Source organism: Shinella pollutisoli, assembly GCF_024609765.1.
In the GTDB taxonomy this organism is placed as follows: Bacteria; Pseudomonadota; Alphaproteobacteria; order Rhizobiales; family Rhizobiaceae; genus Shinella; species Shinella pollutisoli.
Genome location: NZ_JANFDG010000006.1, coordinates 190,932 through 217,086, shown reverse-complemented (window position 1 = coordinate 217,086; position 26,155 = coordinate 190,932). Strand labels below are relative to the sequence as shown.

The 26,155-nt window shown below is 67.8% G+C and carries 23 protein-coding genes; 8 read left to right on the top strand and 15 right to left on the bottom strand.

Going from position 1 to position 26,155, the window contains the following annotated elements:
• Positions 1 to 53 precede the first annotated feature (53 nt).
• Positions 54 to 1,067 (bottom strand): tRNA dihydrouridine synthase DusB, encoded by a 1,014-nt coding sequence (dusB, locus tag NNZ72_RS07415; protein WP_257314533.1) that lies wholly within the window; start codon positions 1,065 to 1,067, stop codon positions 54 to 56.
• A 146-nt stretch (positions 1,068 to 1,213) separates the two neighbouring features.
• On the opposite strand from dusB, the gene NNZ72_RS07410 reads away from it, so the two are divergent.
• Positions 1,214 to 2,413 carry a bifunctional 2-C-methyl-D-erythritol 4-phosphate cytidylyltransferase/2-C-methyl-D-erythritol 2,4-cyclodiphosphate synthase gene (locus NNZ72_RS07410; protein WP_257314532.1) on the top strand — a complete coding sequence of 400 codons (1,200 nt, stop codon included), beginning with the start codon at positions 1,214 to 1,216 and terminating at the stop codon, positions 2,411 to 2,413.
• A complete protein-coding gene (locus NNZ72_RS07405) occupies positions 2,410 to 2,916 on the top strand; it encodes a CinA family protein (RefSeq protein WP_257314530.1) in 507 nt (168 codons plus the stop codon). The genes NNZ72_RS07410 and NNZ72_RS07405 overlap by 4 nt, the downstream gene beginning before the upstream one ends.
• Before the next feature lie 2 nt (positions 2,917 to 2,918).
• Here the strand turns inward: NNZ72_RS07405 and NNZ72_RS07400 are convergent, their stop codons facing one another.
• The 14 genes from NNZ72_RS07400 to NNZ72_RS25435 all read right to left on the bottom strand — a co-directional run bounded on the left by NNZ72_RS07400 (position 2,919) and on the right by NNZ72_RS25435 (position 16,822).
• Entirely contained in the window at positions 2,919 to 3,383 is a 465-nt protein-coding gene (locus NNZ72_RS07400) for a type II toxin-antitoxin system RatA family toxin (RefSeq protein ID WP_257314528.1), read from the bottom strand.
• Positions 3,384 to 3,393: 10 nt separating this feature from the next.
• Positions 3,394 to 3,960 (bottom strand): P-loop NTPase family protein, encoded by a 567-nt coding sequence (locus NNZ72_RS07395; RefSeq protein WP_257314527.1) that lies wholly within the window; start codon positions 3,958 to 3,960, stop codon positions 3,394 to 3,396.
• Positions 3,961 to 4,032: 72 nt separating this feature from the next.
• Complete coding sequence (lipA, locus tag NNZ72_RS07390) at positions 4,033 to 5,010, bottom strand: lipoyl synthase (RefSeq protein ID WP_257314526.1); 978 nt, start codon at positions 5,008 to 5,010, stop codon at positions 4,033 to 4,035.
• Positions 5,011 to 5,102: 92 nt separating this feature from the next.
• Positions 5,103 to 6,548: a dihydrolipoyl dehydrogenase gene (gene lpdA, locus NNZ72_RS07385; RefSeq protein WP_257314525.1), complete on the bottom strand. Its 1,446-nt coding sequence runs from the start codon at positions 6,546 to 6,548 to the stop codon at positions 5,103 to 5,105.
• Between the two features lie 84 nt (positions 6,549 to 6,632).
• A complete protein-coding gene (locus NNZ72_RS07380) occupies positions 6,633 to 6,893 on the bottom strand; it encodes an HP1242/YdcH family protein (RefSeq protein ID WP_257314524.1) in 261 nt (86 codons plus the stop codon).
• A gap of 68 nt (positions 6,894 to 6,961) precedes the next feature.
• Complete coding sequence (locus NNZ72_RS07375; protein ID WP_257314523.1) at positions 6,962 to 7,603, bottom strand: SGNH/GDSL hydrolase family protein; 642 nt, start codon at positions 7,601 to 7,603, stop codon at positions 6,962 to 6,964.
• A 14-nt stretch (positions 7,604 to 7,617) separates the two neighbouring features.
• On the bottom strand, positions 7,618 to 8,979 hold the full coding sequence (locus NNZ72_RS07370) for a pyruvate dehydrogenase complex dihydrolipoamide acetyltransferase (protein ID WP_257314522.1): 1,362 nt from the start codon (positions 8,977 to 8,979) through the stop codon (positions 7,618 to 7,620).
• A gap of 16 nt (positions 8,980 to 8,995) precedes the next feature.
• Entirely contained in the window at positions 8,996 to 10,393 is a 1,398-nt protein-coding gene (locus NNZ72_RS07365; protein WP_257314520.1) for a pyruvate dehydrogenase complex E1 component subunit beta, read from the bottom strand.
• An 18-nt stretch (positions 10,394 to 10,411) separates the two neighbouring features.
• Entirely contained in the window at positions 10,412 to 11,446 is a 1,035-nt protein-coding gene (gene pdhA / locus NNZ72_RS07360) for a pyruvate dehydrogenase (acetyl-transferring) E1 component subunit alpha (RefSeq protein WP_257314518.1), read from the bottom strand.
• Positions 11,447 to 11,595: 149 nt separating this feature from the next.
• On the bottom strand, positions 11,596 to 11,904 hold the full coding sequence (locus NNZ72_RS07355; protein WP_257314517.1) for an FtsB family cell division protein: 309 nt from the start codon (positions 11,902 to 11,904) through the stop codon (positions 11,596 to 11,598).
• A 241-nt stretch (positions 11,905 to 12,145) separates the two neighbouring features.
• A complete protein-coding gene (eno, locus tag NNZ72_RS07350; protein ID WP_257314514.1) occupies positions 12,146 to 13,420 on the bottom strand; it encodes a phosphopyruvate hydratase in 1,275 nt (424 codons plus the stop codon).
• Between the two features lie 92 nt (positions 13,421 to 13,512).
• Complete coding sequence (gene kdsA / locus NNZ72_RS07345) at positions 13,513 to 14,352, bottom strand: 3-deoxy-8-phosphooctulonate synthase (protein WP_257314513.1); 840 nt, start codon at positions 14,350 to 14,352, stop codon at positions 13,513 to 13,515.
• A gap of 1 nt (position 14,353) precedes the next feature.
• Positions 14,354 to 15,244, bottom strand: a complete 891-nt coding sequence (locus NNZ72_RS07340) for a VOC family protein (RefSeq protein WP_257314512.1) — start codon at positions 15,242 to 15,244, stop codon at positions 14,354 to 14,356.
• Positions 15,245 to 15,322: 78 nt separating this feature from the next.
• Positions 15,323 to 16,822, bottom strand: a complete 1,500-nt coding sequence (locus NNZ72_RS25435) for a M10 family metallopeptidase (protein WP_306766219.1) — start codon at positions 16,820 to 16,822, stop codon at positions 15,323 to 15,325.
• A gap of 246 nt (positions 16,823 to 17,068) precedes the next feature.
• On the opposite strand from NNZ72_RS25435, the gene NNZ72_RS07325 reads away from it, so the two are divergent.
• The 6 genes from NNZ72_RS07325 to NNZ72_RS07300 all read left to right on the top strand — a co-directional run bounded on the left by NNZ72_RS07325 (position 17,069) and on the right by NNZ72_RS07300 (position 26,064).
• Complete coding sequence (locus tag NNZ72_RS07325) at positions 17,069 to 17,227, top strand: hypothetical protein (protein WP_257314510.1); 159 nt, start codon at positions 17,069 to 17,071, stop codon at positions 17,225 to 17,227.
• Between the two features lie 209 nt (positions 17,228 to 17,436).
• Complete coding sequence (locus tag NNZ72_RS07320) at positions 17,437 to 18,678, top strand: ferredoxin reductase family protein (protein ID WP_257314508.1); 1,242 nt, start codon at positions 17,437 to 17,439, stop codon at positions 18,676 to 18,678.
• Between the two features lie 50 nt (positions 18,679 to 18,728).
• Positions 18,729 to 22,016, top strand: coding sequence for a c-type cytochrome (locus tag NNZ72_RS07315; RefSeq protein WP_257314503.1), 3,288 nt, complete (start codon positions 18,729 to 18,731; stop codon positions 22,014 to 22,016).
• A 75-nt stretch (positions 22,017 to 22,091) separates the two neighbouring features.
• Positions 22,092 to 22,973, top strand: a complete 882-nt coding sequence (locus tag NNZ72_RS07310; RefSeq protein WP_257314502.1) for an OmpA family protein — start codon at positions 22,092 to 22,094, stop codon at positions 22,971 to 22,973.
• A complete protein-coding gene (locus NNZ72_RS07305) occupies positions 22,970 to 24,538 on the top strand; it encodes a caspase family protein (RefSeq protein WP_257314501.1) in 1,569 nt (522 codons plus the stop codon). Before NNZ72_RS07310 ends, NNZ72_RS07305 begins: the two co-directional genes overlap by 4 nt.
• Positions 24,538 to 26,064, top strand: a complete 1,527-nt coding sequence (locus NNZ72_RS07300) for a caspase family protein (protein WP_257314499.1) — start codon at positions 24,538 to 24,540, stop codon at positions 26,062 to 26,064. Before NNZ72_RS07305 ends, NNZ72_RS07300 begins: the two co-directional genes overlap by 1 nt.
• Positions 26,065 to 26,155 lie beyond the last annotated feature (91 nt).

Below are 26,155 nucleotides of genomic sequence, written 5' to 3'. Positions count from 1 at the left end.
CAGACAAGAACCCCCTTCAGCCCAAACTTCAAACATGCAGCTTGACAAAACCATTAGGCTGCCTCCCGTCCGCGCGCGCCGAGCGCGGCGGCAAGCCGGTCGGCCACGAAGGCGCCGTCGCGCGCCGTCATGATCTCCGCCTTCGCCGCGGCCGGAAGATCCTGCGAAAACCGCTCCAGGTACCAGCCGAGATGCTTTCGCGCATGGCGCAGGCCCGCCTCGGCGCCGTAGAAGTCGAGCATCATGCGGTAGTGCTCGACGGCAACCGCGGCGATCTCCGGCGTGCGCGGATGGGCGCACGCGCCCGCCAGCACCGCCGGATGCCACGGCCGCCCCTGCGCCGCCCGGCCGACCATCACCGCGTCCGCGCCGGAGCGGCGGAGGATTTCCCGCGCGTCCTCCGGCGTGTCGACGTCGCCGTTGGCGACGAGCGGCACGGAGATCGCCTCGCGCACGGCGCGGATCGCCTGCCAGTCGGCCCGGCCCTCGTAGAACTGCATGCGCGTGCGTCCGTGCACGGTGATCATGGCGGCGCCCGCGGCCTCGGCGCGCGCGGCGATCTCCGGCGCGTTGATCGACGCATGGTCCCAGCCGAGCCGCATCTTCACGCTCACGGGCACCTTCACCGCCTTCACCGTCGCCTCGATCAGCGACAGCGCGTGATCGGGATCGCGCATCAGCGCCGAGCCGGAATAGCCGCCGATCACCTTCTTGGCCGGGCAGCCCATGTTGATGTCGACGATGTCGGCGCCCTCGCCCTCGGCGATGCGCGCGGCCTCGGCCATCCAGTGCGCCTCGCGGCCGGCGAGTTGCACCATGTGCGGGCGGATGCCGCAATTGCGGATGCGCGCCCAGCTCTCGCGCGCGTTCAGCGCCAGCTCGCGGCTCGCCACCATCTCTGTGACGACGAGGCCCGCGCCGAAACGCCAGGCGAGATCGCGGAACGGCAGGTCGGTGACGCCCGACATGGGGGCCAGCACGACCCGGTTTCGCAAGGCGCTGCCGCCGACGGAAAGCGGCGCGGACAGATCGGGAATCGGCAAATGCTCATCTTTCAAGCAGGACAAGTCTCTGCACTATTTTTAGACATCATTGCCGGCCTTGCCAAGCCGTATTCGCGCGCCCGGCCAATTTTCGCAAGGCGGCTGGTATTGCGCCGACCTTCCGGCTAAACCACGCCGAAACGCTTTGAACGGGAGTTGGGCAGACCGAAATGCAGGGGGAGAACGCCATATCCTGCGGCGTGGTGATCGTGGCGGCGGGCCGCGGCGAACGCGCCGGCGCCCATGCCGAGGGGCCGAAGCAGTATCGCCGCATCGGCGGACGGCCGGTCATCGCCCACACGCTCGACCTCTTCCTCGCCTGGTCGCCGGCCTGCCATATCGTCGCCGTCATCCATCCCGACGACGAGGCGCTGTTCGCCTCGGCGCGGCCCGACTGCGACCGGCTCTCCGTCGTCCACGGCGGGGCGACGCGGCAGCAATCGGTGCTGGCGGGGCTGGAAGCGCTTGCCGCAAGCGGCATCAGCCACGTCCTCATCCAGGACGCGGTGCGGCCCTTCGTGGAGCCGGCGATCCTGGAGCGCACGCTCGCCGCCTTCCGCACAGGGGCCGAGGCCGTGCTGCCGGTCGTCGCCGTCGCCGACACGCTGAAGCGCGCCGACGCCAACGGCCATGTCGCCGAGACCGTGTCGCGCGCCGGCCTCTTCGCCGCCCAGACCCCGCAGTCCTTCCGCTACCCGACCATCCTGGAGGCACATCGGCGCGCGGCCGCCTCGGGGCGCGGCGACTTCACCGACGACGCGGCCATCGCCGAGTGGGCGGGCGTGCGCGTGCAACTGGTCGAGGGCAGCGCCGGCAACGTGAAACTCACCCTGCAGAAGGACATCGCCATGGCCGACCAGCGGCTTTCCTCCGCCCTGCCCGACGTGCGCACCGGCAACGGCTACGACGTGCACCAGCTCGTCGACGGCGACGGGGTGACGCTCTGCGGCGTCTTCATCCCGCACGAGCAGGCGCTCTCCGGCCATTCCGACGCCGACGTCGCGCTGCATGCGCTGACGGACGCCCTGCTCGCCACCTGCGGGGCCGGCGACATCGGCGACCATTTCCCGCCCTCCGACCCGCAGTGGAAGGGGGCGGCCTCCCGCATCTTCCTCGAACATGCCGCTGCACTCGTCCGCGAAAGGGGCGGCACGATCATGAACGCCGACGTGTCGCTGATCGCCGAGGCGCCCAAGATCGGGCCGCACCGCGAGACGATGCGGCGGAACCTTTCCGAGATGCTCGGCCTTTCGATGGACCGCTGTTCCGTCAAGGCGACGACGAACGAGAGGATCGGCTTCGTCGGGCGACGCGAGGGGATCGCCGCCATCGCCACGGCGACCGTCGTCTACAGGGGGACCGACGCATGAGCATCTGGCCGGCCGACATCGAGCAGACAGCCCGCGCCATCGTCGCCGGCTTCGCCGCGCGCGGGCTGACGATCGCCACCGCCGAATCCTGCACGGCGGGCCTGATCGCCGGCGCCATCACCGAGATCGCCGGCTCCTCCGCGGTCTTCGACCGCGGCTTCGTCACCTATTCCAACGCGGCCAAGGAGGAGATGATCGGCGTCTCCGCCGGGACCCTGAGGGCGCACGGCGCCGTCTCGCGCCCGACCGCGATCGAGATGGCCGAGGGCGCGCTCCGCCGTTCGCGGGCGAGCGTCTCCGTCGCCGTCACCGGCATCGCCGGGCCCGGCGGCGGCTCGCCGGAAAAGCCGGTCGGCCTCGTCCACCTCGCCGCCGCCCGCAAGGGGCACCGGACGCTGCACCGGGAAATGCGCTACGGCGACCTCGGCCGCAGCGCCGTGCGGCTTGCGACGATACGCACCGCCCTGGAAATGCTGGTGGAACTGTCGAACGCGGCGGACTGAACCTATGCCGCCGATCCCGGCGGGGCGTAGATCGCCGCCGCGCGCTTCTCGAAGGCTTCCGTGAACATGCGGAAGGCGCGGTCGAACATCGAGCCCATGAGCGCGCCGAGGATGCGGCTCTTGAACTCGTAGTCGATGAAGAAATGCACCATCGAGGTGCCGTCCGGCAGCGCCTCGAAGCGCCAGCGGTTGTCGAGGAAGCGGAACGGCCCGTCGATGTATTTCACGTCGATGGTGCGCGTGCTCCGGTCGAGCAGCACCTGCGTGGTGAAGGTCTCGCGGATCGCCTTGTAGCCGACCGTCATGTCGGCGACCAGCAGCACCTTGTCGTCGCGCTCCCTGCGCGAGCGCACGGAAAGCGCCTCGCACAGCGGCAGGAATTCCGGATAGCGCTCCACGTCGGCGACGAGGGCGAACATCTGATCGGCGCTGTGGGGGACGGGCCTGCGGGTCTCGAACTGGGGCATGGGCCGAGAGCTAATATTCCCGCCCGGCAATGGCAAGTAGGCGACGCGCCTCGGCGCGCGATTTCAACACGCAAACCGGCACGCCGGCGCCGTGGGCCGCCAGATTGGCCTCGATCTGCGGGCTTTGCGTCTTCTCGAAGGTCCAGACATAGGAGAGGAATTCGCAGTCGATCTTCTCCGGGCAGCCGTCCGCCATGTCCGGGCGCGTGCGGCCGCGATGGCGCAGCCAGCGCGAGACGACGCCGCAGAGCGAGACGATGCGCGGCGGGCGGAGCCACAGCACGAGATGGCTGCGCGGCAGGCGCAGCGGCAGCGTGCCGGGGCTCGTGCCGTCGATGATCCAGCGCTCCCTTGCGACGATCTCCCTCAGCCGGTCGAGCGCCTCGGCCCTGGGCCGCATTCGCCAGCCGGGCATCCAGAAGACCTCGCGGTCCATCGAGACGCAGGGAAGGCCGAGGCTTTCGCCCAGCCGGCGCGAGAGCGTGCTCTTGCCGCTGCCCGAGCAGCCGATCACCAGCACCCGCTCCGCCGTCCCGAGCCGGGCCGCCGCCTCTTCCGGCGTCAGGAACACCGTCATCGCGATTCTCCTCATGCAAAAGCCCCGCCGTCCTGCGGGACGGCGGGGCTTAAAGCATCGCCCGGCGGATGTCTATTCCGCGGCGGCCAGCAACTTGCGCTCGCGTGCCGCTCTCAGCCGCGCGAAATCGTCGCCCGCATGGTGCGAGGAGCGCGTCAGCGGGCTGGAGGAGACCATCAGGAAGCCCTTGGTATAGGCGACCGTCTCGTAGGACTTGAACTCCTCCGGCGTCACGAAGCGGTCGACCTTGTGATGCTTCCTCGTCGGCTGGAGATACTGGCCGATCGTCAGGAAATCGACGTCGGCGGTCCTGAGGTCGTCCATGAGCTGGAGCACCTCGTTGCGCTCCTCGCCGAGCCCCACCATGATGCCCGACTTGGTGAACATGGTCGGGTCCAGCTCCTTGACGCGCTGCAGGAGGCGGACGGAGTGGAAGTAGCGCGCGCCGGGGCGGACCGTCAGGTAGTTGCCCGGCACGGTCTCCAGATTGTGGTTGAACACGTCGGGCTTGGCGGCGACGACGCGCTCCAGCGCGCCCGGCTTCTTGAGGAAGTCGGGGGTGAGGATCTCGATCGTCGTCTGCGGCGAGGCCGCGCGGATGGCGAAGATCACCTTCTCGAAATGCTCCGCCCCGCCGTCGTCGAGATCGTCGCGGTCGACCGAGGTGATGACGACATGCGACAGGCCCATCTGCTTCACCGCCTTGGCGACGTTCTCCGGCTCCTCCTGGTCGAGTGCGTTCGGCTTGCCCGTCGCCACGTTGCAGAAGGCGCAGGCGCGCGTACAGATCTCGCCCATGATCATGAAGGTCGCGTGCTTCTTGTCCCAGCACTCGCCGATGTTCGGGCAGCCCGCCTCCTCGCACACCGTCACCAGCTTGTGGGAGCGCACGAGGTCGCGCGTCTCCTGATAGCCCTTGGAGACCGGCGCCTTGACGCGGATCCACTCCGGCTTGCGCAGCACTTCCGTGTCCGGCCGATGGGCCTTCTCCGGATGGCGCACCCGCTGGCTGTCGGGCGTGAGGTTGGTGCGGTCGAGAATGGTGACCATGTCGATTCTGCTTTCCTGGCAGGCTCCTGCCGCCTGTCTTGCGGACCGAGGTTCCGAAAGCCTGCCTCATGTGGAGGCGGGCTTTAGCACGTTCAAGCGTTCAGTGCACGCCCGTAGGCGTCGAGCACGCTTTCCTTCAGCGTCTCCGAGATCGTCGGATGCGGGAAGACCGTGTGCATCAGCTCCTCCTCGGTCGTCTCCAGGTTCATGGCGACGACGAAGCCCTGGATGAGCTCGGTCACTTCCGCGCCGACGAGATGGGCGCCGAGGAGCTCTCCGGTCTTCCTGTCGAAGATCGTCTTGACGAGGCCCTGGTCCTCGCCGAGCGCGATCGCCTTGCCGTTGGCGACGAAGGGGAAGCGGCCGACGCGGATGTCGCGGCCCTGCTCCTTCGCCTTGGCCTCCGTGAGCCCGACCGAGGCGACCTGCGGATGGCAATAGGTGCAGCCGGGGATCTTCGACTTGTCCATCGGATGGACGTTCGGCAGGCCGGCGATCTTCTCGATGCAGATGACGGCCTCGTGCTCGGCCTTGTGGGCGAGCATCGGCGGGCCGGCGACGTCGCCGATCGCGTAGAGGCCCGGCACGTTGGTCTTGCCGTAGCCGTCGATGGCGATGAAGCCGCGGTCGGTCTTCACGCCGAGCGCTTCGAGACCGATGTTCTCGATGTTCGCCTGCACGCCGACGGCGGAGATCAGCCGGTCGGCGGTGATCTTCTCGACCTTGCCGTCCTTGGTCTCGACATGGGCGGTGACGGAATTCGCCCCCTTCTCCACCTTGGAGACCTTGGCCTCGAGCAGGATCTTCATGCCCTGCTTCTCGAACTGCTTCCTGGCGAGCGCGGAGATCTCCGCGTCCTCGACCGGCATGACCTGCGACATGACCTCGACCACCGTCACCTCGACGCCGAGCGTGCGGTAGAAGGAGGCGAACTCGATGCCGATCGCGCCCGAGCCCATGACGAGCAGCGACTTCGGCAGCGCCTCCGGCTTCATCGCCTCGAAATAGGTCCAGATCAGCTTGCCGTCCGGCTCGATGCCCGGCAGCGCGCGCGGCCGCGCCCCGGTGGCGACGACGATGTGCTTGGCGGTGTAGGTGCCCTCGGGAAGGACGGTCTTCGGCAGCGGCGCCTGCGGCTGCTGGATGGCCTTCGCCGTCTTGGAGACGACGATCTCGCCGGGCTTCGTGAGCTTCGCCTCGCCCCAGATGACGTCGACCTTGTTCTTCTTCAACAGGAAGCCGACGCCGCCGTTCATGCGCTGCGCGATGCCGCGCGAGCGGGCGACGATGGCCTTGAGGTCCGGCGTCACCGCGCCCTCGATCTTCACGCCGTAGTCGCCCGGATGCTTGGCGTAGTGGAAGATCTCGGCGGAGCGCAGCAGCGCCTTGGTCGGGATGCAGCCCCAGTTGGAGCAGATGCCGGCAAGGTGCTCGCGCTCGACGATGGCGGTCTTCAGGCCGAGCTGGGCGGCGCGGATCGCCGCGATATAGCCGCCCGGGCCCGATCCGATGATGATGACGTCATAGGCATTCGACATGAGCGCTTCCACTCCTCTGTTGCTCGTGCTTGCCGCGACCGGCCGCGATGGGCGGCGGCCGCGGCGAGGAGCGGGACCCGCCCCTCAGGGAAGCTCTTCGACCGTCTCGTGCCGCGTGAGCATTCCGTAGATTTCGTCCTTGAGCCGCATCCGCTCCTTGCGCATGTCCGCCATGCGGAAGTCGTCGACCGGCTCGATGTTCGTCTCGGCGCGGTGGATGGCCTTGTTCACCGCATGGTATTCTTCCGTTATCCGGTGGAAATGCCCGTCGATCTCGCGCAGGTGGCGCATCTTCGCGACATGTTCCGGAAATTCCTCGGCCAGTTCGTGCGGCGTGTTCGACATGGGTCATCTCCTTCTCTCGATTGATGATCCCAGCCTAGCCCGCCGCCCCTTCTCCTCCTTGATCCCGATCAAAGTCCAAGCATCATGCGCACGACCGGCTCCAGCCCGCGGCCAATCGCCCGCGTGTTCTCGGCGTCGAGATGCACGCCGTCGAGCGGCGTGGTGCGCGCGACCGAGCCCGCATCGAAGAAGCCGCAGCCCGTCTCGTCGGCGAGGTCCGCATAGAGCGTCGCCAGCATCGCCGACTGCTCGACGCCGCCGGAAAACATCGCGGCGAAGGCCGTGTTCGCCGTCTCGCAGAGCGGCGGCGGCGAGACGACGAGGATCTCCGGCCCCTCCCCGGCGCCGAACGACCATGCGTGATGGCGCACGAGCTCCACCAGCCGCTCCATTCCCTGCACCGCGCCGAAGGCCGTGCCGCAGATCGTCGGCTTCATGTCGTTGGCGCCCAGCAGCAGGATGACGAGGTCGAGCGGATCGTGGCTGTGCAGGACCGTCGGCAGGATGCGCGCGCCGTTGCGGTCGCAGTCCGCCAGATGGTCGTCATAGGCGGTCGTCCGGCCGTTGAGCCCCTCCGCGATCACCGTGACCCCGGGCCCCAGCGCCTTCGCCAGCACGCTCGGCCAGCGGTCCTCGAAGGCGTGCCGGTCGAGCGTTTCGGCGTTGTAGCCCCAGGTGAGCGAGTCGCCGTAGCAGAGGACGGTTTTCATGGCCGGCCCCGCTGTCAGACGAGCATCGCCATCGGATCCTCGATGTAGCGCTTGAAGGCGCCGAGCAGTTCGGCGCCCAGCGCGCCGTCGACGCAGCGGTGGTCGGTGGACAGCGTCACCGTCATCGCGTTGACGATGGCGATCTCGCCCTTCTTGACCACGACGCGCTGCTCGCCCGCGCCGACGGCGAGGATCGTCGCATGCGGCGGGTTGACGACGGCGGCGAAATCCTTGACGCCCATCATGCCCATGTTGGAGACCGCCGTCGTGCCGCCCTGGTATTCCTCGGGCTTCAGCTTGCGCTCCTTGGCGCGCTTGGCGAAATCCTTCATCTCGTTGGAGATGGCCGACAGCGTCTTCGTCTCCGCCTTGCGGATGATCGGCGTGATCAGGCCGCCCGGGATCGACACGGCGACGCCGACGTCCGAATGCCTGTGCTTGACCATGTTCGTGTCGGTCCAGGAGACGTTGGCGTCCGGAACGTCCCGGAGCGCGAGCGCCAGCGCCTTGATCACCATGTCGTTGACCGAGACCTTGTAGGTCGGCTTGCCGTCCTTCTCGGGCGCGGCGGCGTTGATCTGGCCGCGCAGCGCGAGCAGCGCGTCGAGTTCGACGTCGACCGAGACGTAGAAATGCGGGATCGTCTGCTTGGATTCCTGCAGGCGCTTGGCGATCGTCTTGCGCATGCCGTCATGCGGCACGAGCTCGTAGGAGCCCGGCTCGAACAGCTTCAGCACCGCATCGTCGGAGGCACCCTTGGCCGCGCCGGGCGCCGGGGCGGCCGCTGCGGCGGGAGCTGCCGCCGGCTTCGCGCCGCCGGACGCGGCGGCCTTCTCGACGTCGCTCTTGACGACGCGGCCGTGCGGGCCGGAGCCGGAGATCGCGGAAATGTCGAGCCCGGCTTCCTTCGCCAGGCGGCGGGCGAGCGGCGAGGAGAAGACGCGGTCGCCGGCGGGTGCGGCGCCCCCCTCACCCGGCCCTTTCGCGCCACCCTCTCCCCGCTGGAGAGAGGGGGAAACGTGCGGGGCGGCGGGTGCCTTCTCCTTCTCCCCCTCGGGGAGAAGGTGGCCCGAAGGGCCGGATGAGGGGGCCTTTTCCGCTCCCCCGCCCGAGGCGGCGGCGGAAACGTCCTCGCCCTCGGCGGCCAGCACGGCGATCACCGTGTTGACCTTCACGCCTTCGGAACCGGCGGGGACGACGATCTTTGCGACCGTGCCCTCGTCGACGGCTTCGACTTCCATCGTCGCCTTGTCGGTCTCGATCTCGGCGATCACGTCGCCGGACTTCACCGTATCGCCTTCCTTGACCAGCCACTTGGCGAGGTTGCCCTCTTCCATCGTCGGCGAAAGGGCGGGCATCGTGATGTTGATCGGCATTTTGGAAGCCCTCCCCTTATTTGTAGCAGACGGCCTTCACGGCCTGCACGACCTCGCCCACGTTCGGCAATGCCAGCTTCTCCAGATTGGCGGCATAGGGCATCGGCACGTCCTTGCCGGCGACGGTGATGACCGGCGCGTCGAGATAGTCGAAGGCCTCGCGCTGGACGCTGTTGGCGATGAAATCGCCGACCGACGACTGCGGGAAGCCTTCCTCCACGGTGACGAGGCGCCCGGTCCGCTTCACCGATTCGATGACGGTCGGCAGGTCCATCGGCCGGATTGTCCGGAGGTCGATCACCTCGACGTCGATGCCCTCCTTCTCCAGCTCGGCCGCCGCCTTGACCGCATAGGTCATGCCGATGCCGAAGGAGACGAGCGTGGCGTCGCTGCCCTCCCTGTGGATGCGCGCCTTGCCGATCGGCAGCACGAAGTCGTCGAGCTTCGGCACGTCGAAGCTCTGGCCGTAGAGGATCTCGTTCTCGAGGAAGATCACCGGGTTCGGATCGCGGATGGCGGCCTTGAGCAGGCCCTTCGCGTCCGCCGCCGTATAGGGCATGACCACCTTGAGGCCCGGAATATGGCTGTACCAGGCGGCGTAGCACTGCGAATGCTGGGCGGCCACGCGGGCCGCAGCCCCGCTCGGGCCGCGGAAGACGATCGGCGCGCCCATCTGGCCGCCCGACATGTAGAGGGTCTTCGCCGCCGAGTTGACGATCTGGTCGACCGCCTGCATGGCGAAGTTGAAGGTCATGAACTCGACGATCGGCTTCAGCCCCGTCATCGCCGCACCGACGCCGACGCCGGCAAAGCCGTGCTCGGTGATCGGCGTGTCGATGACCCGGCGGGCGCCGAATTCCTGCAGCAGCCCCTGCGTGATCTTGTAGGCGCCCTGGTACTCGGCCACCTCCTCGCCCATGACGAAGACGTCGCCGTCGCGGCGCATCTCCTCCGCCATGGCGTCGCGCAGCGCCTCGCGCACCGTGGTCGCGACCATCTCCGTGCCGGCCGGGATGTCCGGATCGGCGGCGACCTCGCCCTTCGGCGCGGCCGGGACCGGTGCGGAGGCGGAACCCTGCTGGGTCGGCTTCTCGGCCTCCTCGACCTTCGGCGTCGCGGCCTCGGGCTGCTTTTCCGCCGCCTTGGGTGCGGCCATCGCGTCGGCGCTCTCGCCGTCCTGCAGCAGCACGGCGATCGGCGTGTTGACCTTCACGGCCTCGCTGCCGGCCGGGATCAGGATCTTGCCGATCACGCCCTCGTCGACGGCTTCGACCTCCATGGTCGCCTTGTCGGTCTCGATCTCGGCGATCACGTCGCCGGACTTGACGGCGTCGCCCTCGTTCTTGAGCCACTTGGACAGCGTGCCCTCCTCCATCGTCGGAGACAGGGCGGGCATGAGAATTTCTACTGGCATATGTCGTCCCTCCCCGGATTACAGCAGGATGTCGGTATAGAGTTCGGAGACATCCGGCTCCGGATCGGACTGCGCGAAATCGGCGCTGTCGGCGACGATGTCGCGGACGTCCTTGTCGATCCGCTTGAGATCGTCCTCGCTCGCCCAGCCCTTGTCGAGGAGGCGCGCGCGCACCTGCTCGATCGGGTCGTGCTCCGAGCGCATCTTCTGCACCTCGTCCTTGGAGCGGTACTTCGCGGGGTCCGACATGGAATGGCCGCGATAGCGATAGGTCAGCATTTCGAGGATGATCGGACCCTTGCCGGAGCGGCAATGTTCCACCGCCTCGTCGCCGGCGGCCTTGACCGCGCGCACGTCCATGCCGTCGACCTGGTAGCCGGGGATGCCGAAGGAGGCGCCGCGCTCGGAGAAGTCGGTCTGGGCGGAGGCGCGCGAGACGGCGGTGCCCATGGCGTAGCGGTTGTTCTCGATGATGTAGACGACCGGCAGCTTCCAGAGAGCCGCCATGTTGAAGCTCTCGTAGACCTGGCCCTGGTTGGCCGCGCCGTCGCCGAAATAGGCGAGCGAGACGTTGTCGTTGCCGCGGTAGCGGTTGGCGAAGGCGAGCCCCGTGCCGAGCGAGACCTGCGCGCCGACGATGCCGTGGCCGCCGTAGAAGTTCTTCTCCTTGGAGAACATGTGCATGGAGCCGCCCTTGCCCTTGGAAAGGCCGCCGCGGCGTCCGGTCAGCTCCGCCATCACGCCGCGCGCGCTCATCCCGCAGGCGAGCATGTGGCCGTGGTCGCGGTAGCCGGTGATGACCTGGTCGCCGTCCTTCAGCGCCATCTGCATGCCGACGACGACGGCCTCCTGGCCGATGTAGAGGTGACAGAAGCCGCCGATGAAGCCCATGCCGTAGAGCTGGCCGGCCTTCTCCTCGAAACGCCGGATCAAGAGCATCTCGCGATAGGCCTTGAGATCGTCTTCCTTGGAGAAATCGGCGATGATGTCGCCGTTGAAATCCTTCTTCGCAGTCTTGCGGCTGGACGTGGACGCGGATTTACGCGGAGCCATCCCTTCCTCCCCATTGTTTGTCGGTTGCGGAAACCATAGGGGAGAATGAACCGAGCAGCAATGCTATATTTGCATGCCTTGTATTCGCCACAAACATCTGATTCTGAACGGGGATTTTTGATTAACCGAATTCCGGTTAATCCACTCCGTCAGTGGAAAATGACGATCTCGTCGGCACGCGAAAGGTTCAGGGAGAAGCGCGCCTTCTCGTCCAGCATGTCGCGTTCCAGCGACCCGTCGCTCATCAGCGCGACCTCTTTCTCCAGTATCTGGCGCTGGCGGACGAGCACGTCCAGGCGTGCCTGGCGCTCCACCCGCTGGCGCTCGAACTCCTCCATTCCCTCCAGGCCGAAATCGCCGTGGATCGAATGATAGCCGAAGTAGGAGAGAAAAGCGACGGTGATCGCCGGAAGAACCAGCCGGCCGAACCTGCGCTTCTTGTGATGTTTGGTCCACATGCGGTACCCCGATACGCAATACGGGGACGAGCTTAGCGGCAAGCGGTTAACCGACCGTTGACCACGACGGAGGGCAGGGGAAAAACCGGCCCCTCATCCGCCTGCCGGCACCTTCTCCCCGCAAGCGGGGAGAAGGAAGGCTTGGCGATGCTTTCCCGAAAGCCGGGAAACGGATCCGGCATGCCCCTTGTCCCCGCTTGCGGGGAGAGGTCCCGGCAGCGGGATGAGGGGCAGCCCCTTCTCACCCGCGCAGGATGGCGCGGCCGGCGTATTTCGCCTGCGGCCCGAGCTGCTCCTCGATGCGGATCAGCTGGTTGTACTTGGCGGTGCGGTCGGAGCGGGCGAGCGAGCCGGTCTTGATCTGGCCGCAGTTGGTGGCGACGGCGAGGTCGGCGATGGTCGAATCCTCGGTCTCGCCGGAACGGTGCGACATGACGGCGGAATAGGCCGCCTTGTGCGCCGTCTCGACGGCGTCGAGCGTCTCGGAGAGCGAGCCGATCTGGTTCACCTTGACGAGGATCGAGTTGGCGACGCCCATCTTGATGCCGTCGCGAAGGCGGGCGGAATTGGTGACGAACAGGTCGTCGCCGACGAGCTGCACCGTCTTGCCGATCTTGTCGGTCAGCGCCTTCCAGCCGTCCCAGTCGTCTTCCGCCATGCCGTCCTCGATCGAGAAGATCGGGTACCTGCCGGCAAGCTCCGCCAGGTAGTCGGCCATGGCGCCGGGCTCCAGCGTGCGGCCCTCGCCTTCGAGCACGTACTTGCCGTCCTTGAAGAATTCCGTCGAGGCGCAGTCGAGCGCGATGAACATGTCCTCGCCCGGACGGTAGCCGGCCTTCTCGATCGACGTCATGATGAAGTCGAGCGCGGCGGGCGCGGAGGCGAGGCCCGGCGCGAAGCCGCCCTCGTCGCCGACATTGGTGTTGTGGCCGTCGGCGGCGAGCTGCTTCTTCAGCGTGTGGAACACTTCCGAGCCCATGCGCACGGCGTCGCGCAGCGTGTCGGCGCCGACCGGCACGATCATGAACTCCTGGAAGTCGATCGGGTTGTCGGCATGCGCGCCGCCGTTGATGATGTTCATCATCGGCACCGGCAGGACGCGGGCGTTCGGGCCGCCGACATAGCGGTAGAGCGGCAGGCCGGCGGATTCGGCCGCCGCCTTGGCGACGGCGAGCGAGACGCCGAGGATGGCGTTGGCGCCGAGCCGCGACTTGTTCGGCGTGCCGTCGAGCTCGATCATCGTCTGGTCGACGAGGATCTGGTCTTCGGCGTCGAGGCCGCCGATCGCCTCGAAGATCTCGCCGTTGACGGCGGCGACCGCGTTCTCGACCCCCTTGCCCAGGTAGCGCTTGCCGCCGTCGCGCAGCTCCACCGCCTCGTGCGCGCCGGTCGAGGCGCCCGACGGCACGGCCGCGCGACCGAAGCTGCCGTCCTCCAGATGCACGTCCACTTCGACGGTGGGATTGCCGCGGCTGTCGAGGATCTCGCGGCCGGTGATGTCGATGATTGCGGTCATGGATATCGTCCTGGTTCGGGGTTATAAATCGATTGAAATCTGTCTTAGCCGATCGCCGGGAAATTACAATGCCGGATGTCCCGGCCGGCCCCTCACGCCTTCGCCACCGCGTCGAAGGCGAGGAGCTTCTCCAGGAGCCGCGGCATGTCCTTGAGAGGCACCATGTTCGGCCCGTCGGAGGGGGCGTTGTCCGGATCCTCGTGCGTCTCGATGAAGACGCCGGCGACGCCGACGGCGACGGCCGCGCGCGCCAGCGTCTCGACGAACTCGCGCTGGCCGCCGGAGGAACCGCCCTGCCCGCCCGGCTGCTGCACCGAATGGGTCGCGTCGAACACGACCGGCGCGCCAAGCCCGGCCATGATCGGCAGCGAGCGCATGTCGGAGACGAGCGTGTTGTAGCCGAAGGAGGCGCCGCGCTCGCAGAGCAGCACGTTCGGATTGCCGCTCTCGGTGAACTTGGCGAGCACGTTCTTCATGTCCCAGGGGGCGAGGAACTGGCCCTTCTTGACGTTGATCACCCGGCCGGTCTTCGCGGCTGCGACGAGAAGGTCGGTCTGGCGGCAGAGGAAGGCCGGGATCTGCAGGATGTCGACCGTCGGCGCGACGAGGCCGCACTGTTCCTCGGTATGGATGTCGGTCAGCACCGGGAAGCCGAAATCCGTCTTGAGGTCGGCGAAGATCTCCATCGCCTTCTCCAGGCCGATGCCGCGCTTGCCGGACAGCGAGGTGCGGTTCGCCTTGTCGAAGGAGGACTTGTAGACGAGGCCGATGCCGAGCTTCGCACAAAGCTCGGAGAGCGCGCCGGCGATCATGTAGGCGTGGTCGCGGCTCTCCATCTGGCAGGGGCCGGCGATCAGCGCGAGACGGCCGGCCTGCGAGAAGCTCACGGACTTCTCGCCCGCGCCGGCGATTACGGTGGAATTGGCTTTCATGTCATTCTCCGAAGACGAAAAGGACGCCCTGCCCGGGGGCGGGCGGCACGAGGAGACGGTCGTCCCGCTCCGTGAAGGCAATGCCGCGTGCCAGAAGCATATGACGACAGTGTGAAAGGTCCGCGACGCGGAAGACGACCGCCTCGCCCTTGAGGCCGCGGTCGCCGCCGGCGGGCGCGATCCCGTAGAAGCCTTCGAGGCCGGCGGCGTTCAGCACGGTGATGCGCCCGCGCGGCGTCTCCACCGACATGCCGAAGGAGAGCGCCTCGACCTCGCGCTCGTCGGCCGCCTCCTGCAGGAGATACTGGAAGTCCGTCGGGTTCTGCTCGGACAGCACCGCCTCGGCGAGCGCGACGACGCCGTTCTCGTGGCGCTCCAGCGCCGCGCGGTCCGACGGCAGCGCGACGACGCGCTCGGAGGCGAAGAAGAAGAAATCGGGCGAACGGGCGTCGGCCGCGAAGGCGAGCCGGAAGCTGCCGGTGGCCTTGCCGCCGTCCGGCAGCAGCATGCCGCGGGAGAATTCCAGCATGGCGCCGCCGCAAAGCCCCGCCGCGCGGTAGCGCGCGTCGTCGGCCGCCGCATCGCCGGTCGCCATGGCGATGCCCGAAAAGCCTTCCAGGCCGCGGCGGAAGCGGAAGGCCTGGTCGCGCGAAACGAAGGAATTGCCGGCGAGCGCCGCCGCCTCGCATTCCTCGCGGTTGGCGATGCCGAGCGGCTCCAGATAGCTGCCGTCGGCGAGGAAGACGCAGCAGTTCTCCGTGCCGAAGGGGTGGCGCGCGTCCGGCGCCACGGTGAAGCCGAGCGCGGCAAGCCGCGCCCGCGCCACCGCGAGGTCCGAGACCGGCAGCACCAGATGGTCGATCGGGCGGGGCGTTCTCGAACTCACGGTCATGGGCGGCATCCGGTCGTGTTCCTGATGCGCGTGCTTTGCATGCTTTGCGCTTTCAATGCAAGCGCCGGCGACGGTCCGTCAGAGCAGGAAGTCCTTGGAATCGAGATTCTTCAGGCGGAAGTCCTCGATGATGATGACGTCCGTCGACGACAGCTCGATATGGACGTCGCTGCCCACCTGATCGGCCCTGGAAAGCACCTGGCTGACCTTCGAGAAGCCGTAGGAGCGCAGGTCGATGTCGTCGACATTGTTCTTGAAATCGACGATCGTGTCTCGGCCGTAGCCCTTCCGGAAGACGAAGTCGTCCGCGCCCGAGCCGCCGGTGAGCTTGTCGTTGCCCTTGCCGCCGTCGAGCCGGTCATTGCCCGATCCGCCCGAGAGCCGGTCGTTGCCGGAATTGCCGTAGAGCTTGTCCTTGCCCGTGCCGCCGTAGAGCTTGTCGTGGCCGCTGCCGCCGGATAGCTTATCGCTGCCGGAGAAGCCGTAGAGCTTATCGTTGCCGCCGTTGCCGTAGAGCGTGTTGCGCGCCTGGTTGCCGGCGATCAGGTCGCCGCCGCTGCCGCCCTTCGCGTTCTCGATCAGCGAGCGCACGTCGCCCTTGTAGAGGAGCGCGTTGAAGATGTTGCCGCGGGCGAAGCCGTCGTTCGGCCCGCCGCCGAGGAAGGCGAGCTGGGCGTCGCTGAAGACGGAGTGCTTGCCGGGACGCAGGTCGATCCGGACGCCGCTGCTGTAGGCGGTGAGGTCGTAGGTGTCGGTGCCGCCGCCGTCCCAGATGGTGGCGAAGATGCGGTTGGCATCCGCGCCGGAGGCCGCGTCGATGCCGACCTTGCCGTTGACGTAGGTGTCGCCGCTGCCGGGCTTCCACTTGTAGACGGTCTTGCCGGAATTGGTCGAGAAGTCCGCGCCGTACATGCGCTGCAGGGCGGCGATGTCGAGCATCATGTAGGTCTGGGCATAGCCGTATTCCTCGTTCCCGTAGCCCCCGCTGACCGGCGCGCCGATATAGGCCCGGTAGGTCATGATGGAATATTCCATCGAATCGACGTGGAACGGCAGGCTCTTGAACTTGCCCTCGTTCTCGTGCCCGTGCTTCAGGCCGAGCGCGTGGCCGATCTCGTGCAGGATCGTCGTCCACTCGTAGTTGCCGGCCACCGGCGTGTCGTCGTTGTATTCATAGCCGAACCAGAGGTCGCCGCCCTCCTCCGATTCCGACGGATAGTAGGCCCATGCGGCCTCGGGGTCGTTGGACATGGCGAAGCGCAGGTTCGCGCTCGAATTGCTGCCCGCACCGATCCTGAGGTTGGTGAAGCCCTCGACGGAGAAGCCGTTGTTGGCGCTGCTGCCGAACGCGTTGTCGAGCATGTACCTGGCCGCCGCCTTCTGGCTGGCGGAGAACACACCGAAGCCGTTCAGGTGCTCGTTGTCGCCGCTGTAGTCGCTGCCGCCGTAGGTGCTCCACGACGTGGGAAAGGCATAGGTGATCGAACCGCCGGCCCACGCATAGCCGGACAGGACGCCATTGATCGAATTGCTGGACGTGAGACCGATCGTCTTCGTGGTCTTGCCGGTGCCTGTCATTGAAATATCCCCCTATAAAAATCCGGTTGGAACGCCCGGGCGAAGTATTGAACGGGCGTCAACCGCGCGAACAATGGTCCTGCGACCCGAATCGCCCGTAAAAAGCCATGAAAGTCATCATACTCTTGCACAACGACGAACGAGGTCCACATGCTATTCTGCCGGAAGTTAATGTTTGCCTTATGCGGCTTGAGCGTAGCTTTCGGCCTTGCCGCTTCGTCTACGGCGGCCGGCAAGGCCGGCGGAATGCGCCCGCCGGGCGACCCCGACGCGGCGGTCGCGGCCGAGTACGAGGTCCTGAGCGCGAAGGGAACGCGCGCCGCGCTCGAGCTCTTCATCGCCCGCCATCCCGATCATCCGCTCGCCGAGCGCGCCCGCCAGGCGCTCGAGGCGATGTCGCCCTGAGCGGCGGGCCACCCCTCCGCCCCTGACCCGGAAGGCGCCGCAAGGCGCCTTTTTCCGTTGCCTCCTTCCTCCCGAATAAAGCCGACGCGCCGCCCGTCGATAGGAGGATTGCGGTTGACGAACGTCATGGGCATTGACAGCATGCCCGCGGCATAGGCCGACCGGTCCGGTTTCGCTTGAGGGGGTGGAAATTGACTGCGGGTTCCATCGTGGCAACGATCCTGGTCGCCCTTGCGGGCCTCATCGCCGTTCCGGCCGTCAGCCATACCAATCCGGGAACCACCTTCTCGCTGATGGCCTCCTCCATGGCCTTCGTCGCCATGGCCATCGCCCAGTTCATGGCGACCCGCCCGCCGGTGGTGGAAAAGCTGTTCGGCGGCCTCGACCGCATCTACCACTTCCACCGCAAGCTCGGCATCGCCATCCTCTGTCTCATCGGCGTTCACTATTTCGTGACGCCGGATTTCCAGGGCCTCGCGGTGACGAGCGGCCTCAACATCCTCGCCGCGACGCTCGGCGAATGGGCCTTCTACGGCTTCGTCTTCCTGATCGTGCTGAGCCTCGTGAAGGTGATCCCGAAGACGCGCCTGCAGTTCCCCTATCACTACTGGCGCGTGACGCACCGTTTCATCGGCATCCTCTTCATCCTCGTCGCCTTCCATCAGATGTTCATCAAGCGGCCCTATGACGGCACGGCGCTGCTGGCGACCTATCTCAACCTCTTCGCGGCGATCGGCATCGCGAGCTACCTCTACACCCAGCTCCTGCCCTGGCTGCGCACCCGCCGCTACGAGGTGGTCGACGTCCACCGCCACGACGGCGCGACCATCATCACGGCGAAACCCGCCGGGCGGAAGCTCTCGGCGCTGCCCGGTCAGTTCGGCTTCTTCCGCGTCGACAAGAGCGGGCTGCGCGAGCCGCATCCCTTCACGATCGCGGGGATCGAGGACGACGGCACGGTGCGCTTCGCCATCAAGCCGCTCGGCGACTACACCAGGGCCCTGCGCGAGGCCGTCGCCGTCGGCGACCGGCTGACGCTCGAAGGCGGCTACGGCCATTTCAACCACAGGCGCGGCGGAAGCAAGCAGATCTGGCTTGCCGGCGGCATCGGCGTCACGCCGTTCCTCGCCATGGCGAGCCGGCTTACGGGCGACGAGGGGCAGGACATCCACATGGTCTATTGCGTGCGCGACGGTGCCGAGGCGATCGGCCTCGACACCTTCCGCACGCAGGCCGAAAAGCTCGGCAACTTCAGCTTCGTGCTGCACAACTCCGCGACCGACGGCCGCTTCGACGCGGCCAAGCTCGTCGCCGGCGCGCCGATCGACCCGGGCGAGGCCGACCTGTGGTTCTGCGGCCCGCCGCCGTTGCGGCTCGCCATCGAGAAGGGATTGAAGGAGCTCGGCAAGCCGCCGCGCCGCGTCGAGTTCGAGCGTTTCGAGTTTCGTTGACAGTCTTCCAGCCGGCGCGCCGGCCTCCATCGGAGCGAAAGGAACAAGCCATGAGCATGTTCGCACCAGACTTCCCGCGCTCGCGCCGCTTCGCCGTCCGGCTTGCGGCAGCGGCCGGCCTCGCGCTCGCCGTCCTCTGTCCGGCAGGGGCCTCGGCCCGCGATCCCTTCGCGGCCGACGCCTTCTCCACCTACAAGCCCGACGCCGACAACGGCCGCTACATGTTCAGCGCCGCCGGCTGCGGCGCCTGCCACGGCTCCGGCGACAACACGGGGCTGCTCTCCGGCGGCATGGAGATGCAGACGGCGATCGGGAAATTCTTCGCGCCCAACATCTCCGCCCATCCGAACGGCATCGGCGGCTGGTCGAACGCCGACTTCCTCAATGCCGTCATGAACGGCCTCGACCGCGACGGCAACCACCTCTATCCGGTCATGCCCTACACGTCCTACGGCGGCATGAAGCCGGAGGACGTGCTCGACATGAAGGCCTATATCGAGACGCTGCCGCAGTCCGACGCCGTCTCGAAGGAACACGAGATCGCCTTCCCCTTCAGCCGGCAGACGACGATCACGCTGTGGAAGCGCAGCCACTTCACCGTCGCCGCCTACCAGCCGCGCGAGGAGACGCAGATGGAGCGCGGCCGCTACCTCGTTGAGAACGTCGGCGGCTGCGGCGACTGCCACACGCCGCGCACCACCACCTACGGCCTCGACCTCGCCCGCGCCTACGAGGGCGAGAAGGGCCTGACCGGCGCCGTGGCGCCGGACATCACCAAGGCGCGCATGTCGGGGCTCGCCTCCTTCGAGGTCTTCACCAGGGGCCTGATCGAGGACGGCAAGAAGCTGTCCGGCTCGCCGCTCTCCGACCCGGTCATGCGCCGCATCGCCCAGGGCCTCTCGGTGCTCTCCGACGAGGACCGCCAGGCGATGTACGCCTTCCTCGCCGACCGCGAGGTGAAGGCGACGCCGGTCGCCACCTCGACCGAACCGGTCTGCAGCGAGGCGACGGCGGAAGCCTCGCTCGGCGGCGGCAACGCGGAAGCCGCCGCGGCGGCCGACGCCTTCATCGGCAAGTACTGCCGCAACTGCCACGGCCCGGGCGAGAGCTCGCAGGGCTCGTTCCCGTCCGGCGACCTCGCCTCGATCGCCGCCAACGCCGCCTTCGTGACGCCCGGCAACGCCGCCAAGTCGCTGCTCTACACCAGCGTCACCAGCGGCCGCATGCCGCTCGGCAAGCGCCCGAGCGACGAGGAGGTGCAGACGCTGGCGACCTGGATCAACTCGCTCGCCGAGGCCGACATCCAGACGGCGGCGGTGACGAAGGTCGAGCGCTCCCGGCCGATGATCGGCTACCGCGACTTCATCGAGCTGGCGCTGCGCGACATTTCCAAGGTCGACGAGCGCGACCAGCCCTTCATGCGCTACTTCAGCTACCGCGACCAGTACAACGGCATGATGGGCTGCGAGACTCACGCCACCTTCCTCAAGCGCATGACGGTGCTCGCCGGCGGCTTCAAGAAGCTGCTGAACTCGCTCTCCTACGGGCCGAACCTCGTCATCCCGGAGGAGGTCGAGGGATCGGACGGCCTGCTCGTGCGCGTCGACATCCGCGACCTCGAATGGTCGGTGGACGACTACGACTTCCTGATCAACGAGTATTTCTACGGGGTCGACCCGACCAGCGACGCCTCGCTGCACGCGCTCGCCAAGGCGACCGAGACGCAGCTCCCGATCATGCGCATCGACTGGTTCATGAGCAACGGCGCGCGGCCCAAGGTCTACAACCGGCTGATGAAGCTGCCGACGCACATCCGCGAGCTCGAGACCCGCTTCAAGATCGACGTCGACCAGAACATCCATCGCGGCCGGGTCCTGCGCGCCGGCTTCGCCGACGGCTCCTCCGGCGTCTCCGACCACAACCGCATGCTGGAGCGGCACGACATGCCCTTCGGCGGCTACTACTGGAAGTCCTACGACTTCGGCGGCGACGTCGGCCGCCAGGTGCTGAAGCGCTTCCCGCACGGGCCGAAGGAGCTGAAGCTCGAAGCCGGCCTCCAGTCCTTCGAGCACGACGGCGGCGAAATGGTCTTCTCGCTTCCGAACGGCCTGCAGGGCTACTATCTCTCGACCGCCGAGGGCGCCCAGCTCGACGTCGGCCCGACGGCGATCGTCTCCTTCCGCAAGCGGCCGATCGGCAAGGGCGTCGAGATCATCAACGCCCGCTCGTGCTTCGACTGCCACTATGACGGCATCCTGTCGAAGCGCGACCAGATCCGCGAGCATATCGAGACGTCGACGCTGTTCTCCAAGGACCAGCAGGACGTGCTGCTGGCGCTCTACGTGCCGCAGGAGGAGCTCGACGAGGCCTACAAGCGCGACCGCGAGCGCTTCGTCGCCGCGCTCGACCATCTCGGCATCACCGAGCCGACGCCGGACGGCGGCAAGACCAGCCTGAAGGCGCCGGGCGGCGCGGAGATCTTCACCTACTTCGCCGACAAGTACGAGGACGAGCTGAACTTCGAGCAGCTCGCCGCCGAGTTCGACATGACGCCGGAACAGTTCGCCTCCGACATCCGCCGCCTCACCGACGTCAATGCGCTGCGCGTCGGCATCGACTGGGTGGCGACGCTGGAATCGGGCGCGACGATCCCGCGCGTCGAGGTCGAGGACCAGTTCGCCTACATGCTGGAGCCGCTGATGCAGCTCCGTCCGCTGAAGCGCGGCGCCAATGTCGACGTGGCGAATGCCGGCAGCGGCGCCTACCAGGCGCAGGGCGACGCGGGCCACCAGGCGGACGCCTACCAGCAGTCCGCCCAGGGCGAGGCCGCGAGCGGCGACCAGTATGCCGGCGCCGTCGCCTACCCCGTCCCCGCCTACAAGCAGGACGACAAGGCGCAGGCGGAGAAGGTGAAGCTCGCGCTCCGGGTGCCCTCGACCACGGCGAAGGTGGGCGACAAACTCAGCTTCGAGCTCTCCACCAACCATGCCTGCGAGCTGCAGGTCATGTATGTGGAGGACACCGGCAACGTCGAGATCATTCCCGACGTGATGATCGGCAACACCGTGCTGAACCCCGGCGAGCAGCGGCTCATCCCGCAGCCCGGCACCGGCGACCTCACCTTCGATTCGCCCTCGTCGGCCGAGACGATGGTCGCCTTCTGCCGCGCCGGCGGGCTCGGCGACCAGAAGCTGACGGCGGAGAAGGCCCGGGAGCTGGTCGCAAGCTCCAGGCAGCCGCCGACGAAGGGGCTGGCGATCAACCTCGCCAAGCAGGCCGAGAAGGACAACGGCGCGGCCGGCGTGCAGATGGTCACGTTCGAGATCAGGGACTATTGAGAAGCGGGCGGGGCCTTCGGGCCCCGCCCCAGGCTTGAGAGGATGGAGGCTCGACAGACAATGCTGATGCGATCGATGGCGGTGACATTCTTCGTTCTGGCCGGCGCGCTGCCCGCCGCGGCCGCCTGCGAGGCCGTGACGGGCGTCGTCGAGGCCTTCAACGCCGGCGACGAAGACAAGGCCCGCACGATCGCCGCGGCGGCCGACGGAACCACCTGCAGCGCGAACGAGCGGACGCTTGTCGGCCGCGTCGCCGCGCTGACGACCTTCAACCGCATCGCCACGGACGTCGGCAACGGCGGCCGGCTCTCCGACCACCAGGCGGACCTGGAAGACCTGCAGAAGCGGTTCGGCGGCCCCTGGCAGGTGTTCGACGCACTCGGCGACCTCGCCCGCGAGCGCAAGGACTACGAGGCGGCGGCGCGGCTCTATCAGCTCGCGCTGGAGGACGGCGCCAACGAGACGCTGACGCCCGACTGGATGGCGCCCGATCCCGACTATATCCTGCGGCTCGACCGGCTCGCCGGCGAGATGCGCCTCGCCTCGCCGCGGCCCGTGCAGCTCGCCATGCGCGGCGGCTGCAAGGTCTCCTTCCGCGGCGTCGCCATCAAGAAGAAGTCGACGCCGGTGCGCTACGTCTTCGGCACGGCCGATTTCACGCCGGAGGGCGTCGAGGCGGCGAAGGACCTGGCGGAATGCCTGAAGTCGGTGAAGCCAGCCGCCATCACCCTGATCGGCCATACCGACCCGGTCGGCTCCGCCGAATCCAACTACAGGCTCTCGCTCGCGCGCGCCGAGACGCTCGCGGCCTATCTCCAGACCGCGGGCTTCCCCGGCAGGATCGCCACCGTCGGCAAGGGCGAGGACGAGCCGTTCAAGCCCGACGACGCCACGGCCTACGACACGGAGACCCTGAACCAGCTCCACCGCCGCGTCGACGTGGACGTGGAGCCATGAGCGTGTGTAGCCGGCTCCTCGCGCTCCTGCTCGCCGCCGCCCTGCCCGCGCCGGCGCTCGCCGCCGAGACCTATGCGCTCGTCGTCGGCATCGACCAGTATCCGCACGACGTCAGCCTCGACGGCGCGGTGAAGGATGCCGAGGACGTCTACGGGTCGATGGTCGCGGCGGGCTTCCAGGCGGTGAAGTTCGTCGATGCCGAGGCACGCAAGGACGCGATCCGCAAGGCCTGGACCGATCTCGTCGAGCGGTCGGTCGCCGGCGACACGATCATCTTCACCTATGCCGGCCACGGCGCGCAGATGCCCGAGCTCATCGCCGGCGACGAGGCGGACGGCCTCGACGAGTTCCTCCAGCTTCCCGGCTTCGACCGCAGCCGCATGGCGGAGACGCAGAACGAGATCATCGTCGACAACGAGATGAACGCCTGGTTCGCGGAGGCCGAGAGCAAGGGCGTACACGTCCTCTTCGTCTCCGACAGCTGCTTTTCCGGCGGCATGAGCCGGTCCGTCACCGGCAAGACGCGGCTTGCGCCGGCCGTCACGGTCAAGCTGTCTCCGCCCTCGCAGGAGGCGATCGCCGGCGCGAACCTCAAGGAGAACGCCTTCAAGCAGGTGACCGTCCTCGCCGCCTCGCTGGAAAGCCAGCCGACGCCGGAGGTCATCATCGACGGCGAGCCGCGCGGCGCCTTGAGCTGGAGCTTCGCCCGGGCCGTCGAAGGCAGCGCCGACCGCAACGGCGACGGCGTCATCACCCGCATCGAGCTCGAGGACTACGTCTTCTCCAACGTCAAGAACCAGTCCGAGGCGCTGCAGGTGCCGAACTTCACGCCGCAGATCGCCCGCTCCGACAGCGAGGTCGTGGTGCGGCTGACGCGCGGCCTGCCGGCGGCCGACGGATCGGCACAGGCGGGCGGGGACCAACAGGCGGCGGCGACGCCGCGGCCGGTGAAGTCCGCCCGCGACCTCGGCTGGACCGGCAGCATCGCGCTCGACATCGCCGGAGGCGGCGACAGGCCCGCGAACGCGGACGGCAGCGGCACGCCCTTCAGGTGGGACGTGGCGACGGGCACCTTCTACACGCCGAACGGCGACGTGGCGGCCGAGAACGTCGGGCGGGACCGGATCCAGTCCGTCGTCGACAAGTTCGTTCTGCTCGACCTCCTGAAGGCGATGGCGAGCCAGAACCCCGGCGCCGTCTCGCTGTCGCCGGTGCGCGACATCTACGCCGCCGGCAACCGCCTGCGTTTCGACGCCCCGCCCGGCCGCTACGGCAACATGCTGGTCTTCAACCTCGCCAATACCGGCGAGGTGCAATTCCTCGACATGCAGACGGCCGGCACGAACAGCGCCGAGTTCAAGCTGACGGACGTGGAGATCGTCAAGCCCTACGGCGCCGACCATCTCGTGGTGATCTCGACCGACGAGCCGGTGGACGCGATCGGCGCGGTGCTCGCCGACCGCGCCGCGACGCCGGCCGCCCTGCTCCAGGCGCTCCTGACCCGCCTCGACGGCAGGGAGGCGAGCGTCGCCATCCAACCCCTCTATACGCGGGAAACGCTGTGATGATCCGCCACGTCGCCTCGCTCCTCCTCGCCGCCGCGGCGCTGCTTGCCTCGGGCGCGGCCGCCGCGGCGGCCGACCGGGCGCTGCTGATCGGCATCGGCACCTACCGGTCGCTGCCGGAGAAGATGTTCCTCGAGGGACCGAAGAACGACGTCGGCGCCATCGAGGCGCTGCTGAAGGACAGGCTCGGCTTCGCGCCCGAGGGCATCCGCGTGCTGCGCGACGCCGAGGCGACACGCGCGGCGATCCTGTCGGCGATCGACGAATGGCTCGTCGCCGGCACCCGGCCCGGAGACCGCGCCTATCTCTACTTCTCCGGTCACGGCCTGCAGGTGAAGGACGTCAGCGGCGACGAGGAGGACGGCCTGGACGAGGCGCTCTCCACCTACGACATCGCCGCCGGCGACGGCGACTGGACGAACGTCATCCTCGACGACGACATCGACGCGATGCTGGTCAAGCTCAAGGACCGCAAGGTCTCGCTGGTGATCGACGCCTGCCATTCCGGCACGATCTCCCGCTCGCTCTCCGTCGATGCCGGCGAGGCGATGGAGAGCGCCCGCTTCCTGCCGCGGCCTTTCGCCAAGCCGGCCGAGGCGGTCAAGACGCGCGGTCTCCGCATCGACGTCGCCGTGGTCGACAAGCCGGAGCGCGTCAAGGAGAGCGGCATCGAGGCCTGGAGTGCTGCGGCCTCCTACCAGGTCGCCTGGGACGACACTCGGCTGCCGCCGGAGGAGCGCCACGGCGTCTTCACCGCCTCCTACATCGCCGGCCACGATCCGTCGGCCGCCGACGGCAACGGCAACGGCATCGTCTCGAACGCCGAGCTCCTGGAATATGTGAAGAAGCAGTCGCAGGCCTATTGCGCCCTGCAGCCGCAGTGCCAGGCGCTCGATCCGCAGCTGGAGGTGAACTACGCGCTGCTCGGCGCGAGCGTCGTCACGCCGGACGGGGCCGCCGCCGGCACGCAGAGCCAGCAGACGCCGGCCTACGAGACGGTCAAGGTGGAGGAGGCGCAGCAGGCCGCCTATGTCGCCGCCGATCCCGTCGCCGCCGTCGGCGACATCCTCGGCAGGCCGGAAACCGGCGACGTCAGGATAACGCTCGCGCCCGACTACCTGAAGAACGGCGACGTCTTCAGGATCACCGTCACGAGCGGCACCGGCGGTCAGCTGCTGCTCTTCGACGTCGACAAGGAGGGCAAGGCGACGCAGATCTTCCCGAACGAGGTGGCGAAGAAGGTCACCGCGCTCTCGCCGGGCGTGCCGCTCACCATCCCCGACGACTATTACGGCTTCGACTTCGAGGCGGAAGGATCGGGCGAAAGCATCCTCGTGGCGATCGTCGTCGCCGACGACGTCGATCTCGGCAAGGTCGCTCCGGCAAGCTACGGCCTGACCGAAAGCCTCGACGCCCGCTCCACCATCGCCGACATCGCCGGCACGCTCCAGCAGACCTGGACGCGCGAGGCCGAGAACCGCGGCGTGAAATGGTCGCTGGGGCTGTTGAAATATACGATCTATTGAGGCGCCAGCCCCCATCCGGCCTGCCGGCCGCGTTCTCCTTGGCTGCGGGGAGAAGGAGAGATGCCGCACCGGCTTCCCGAACCTCCTTGTT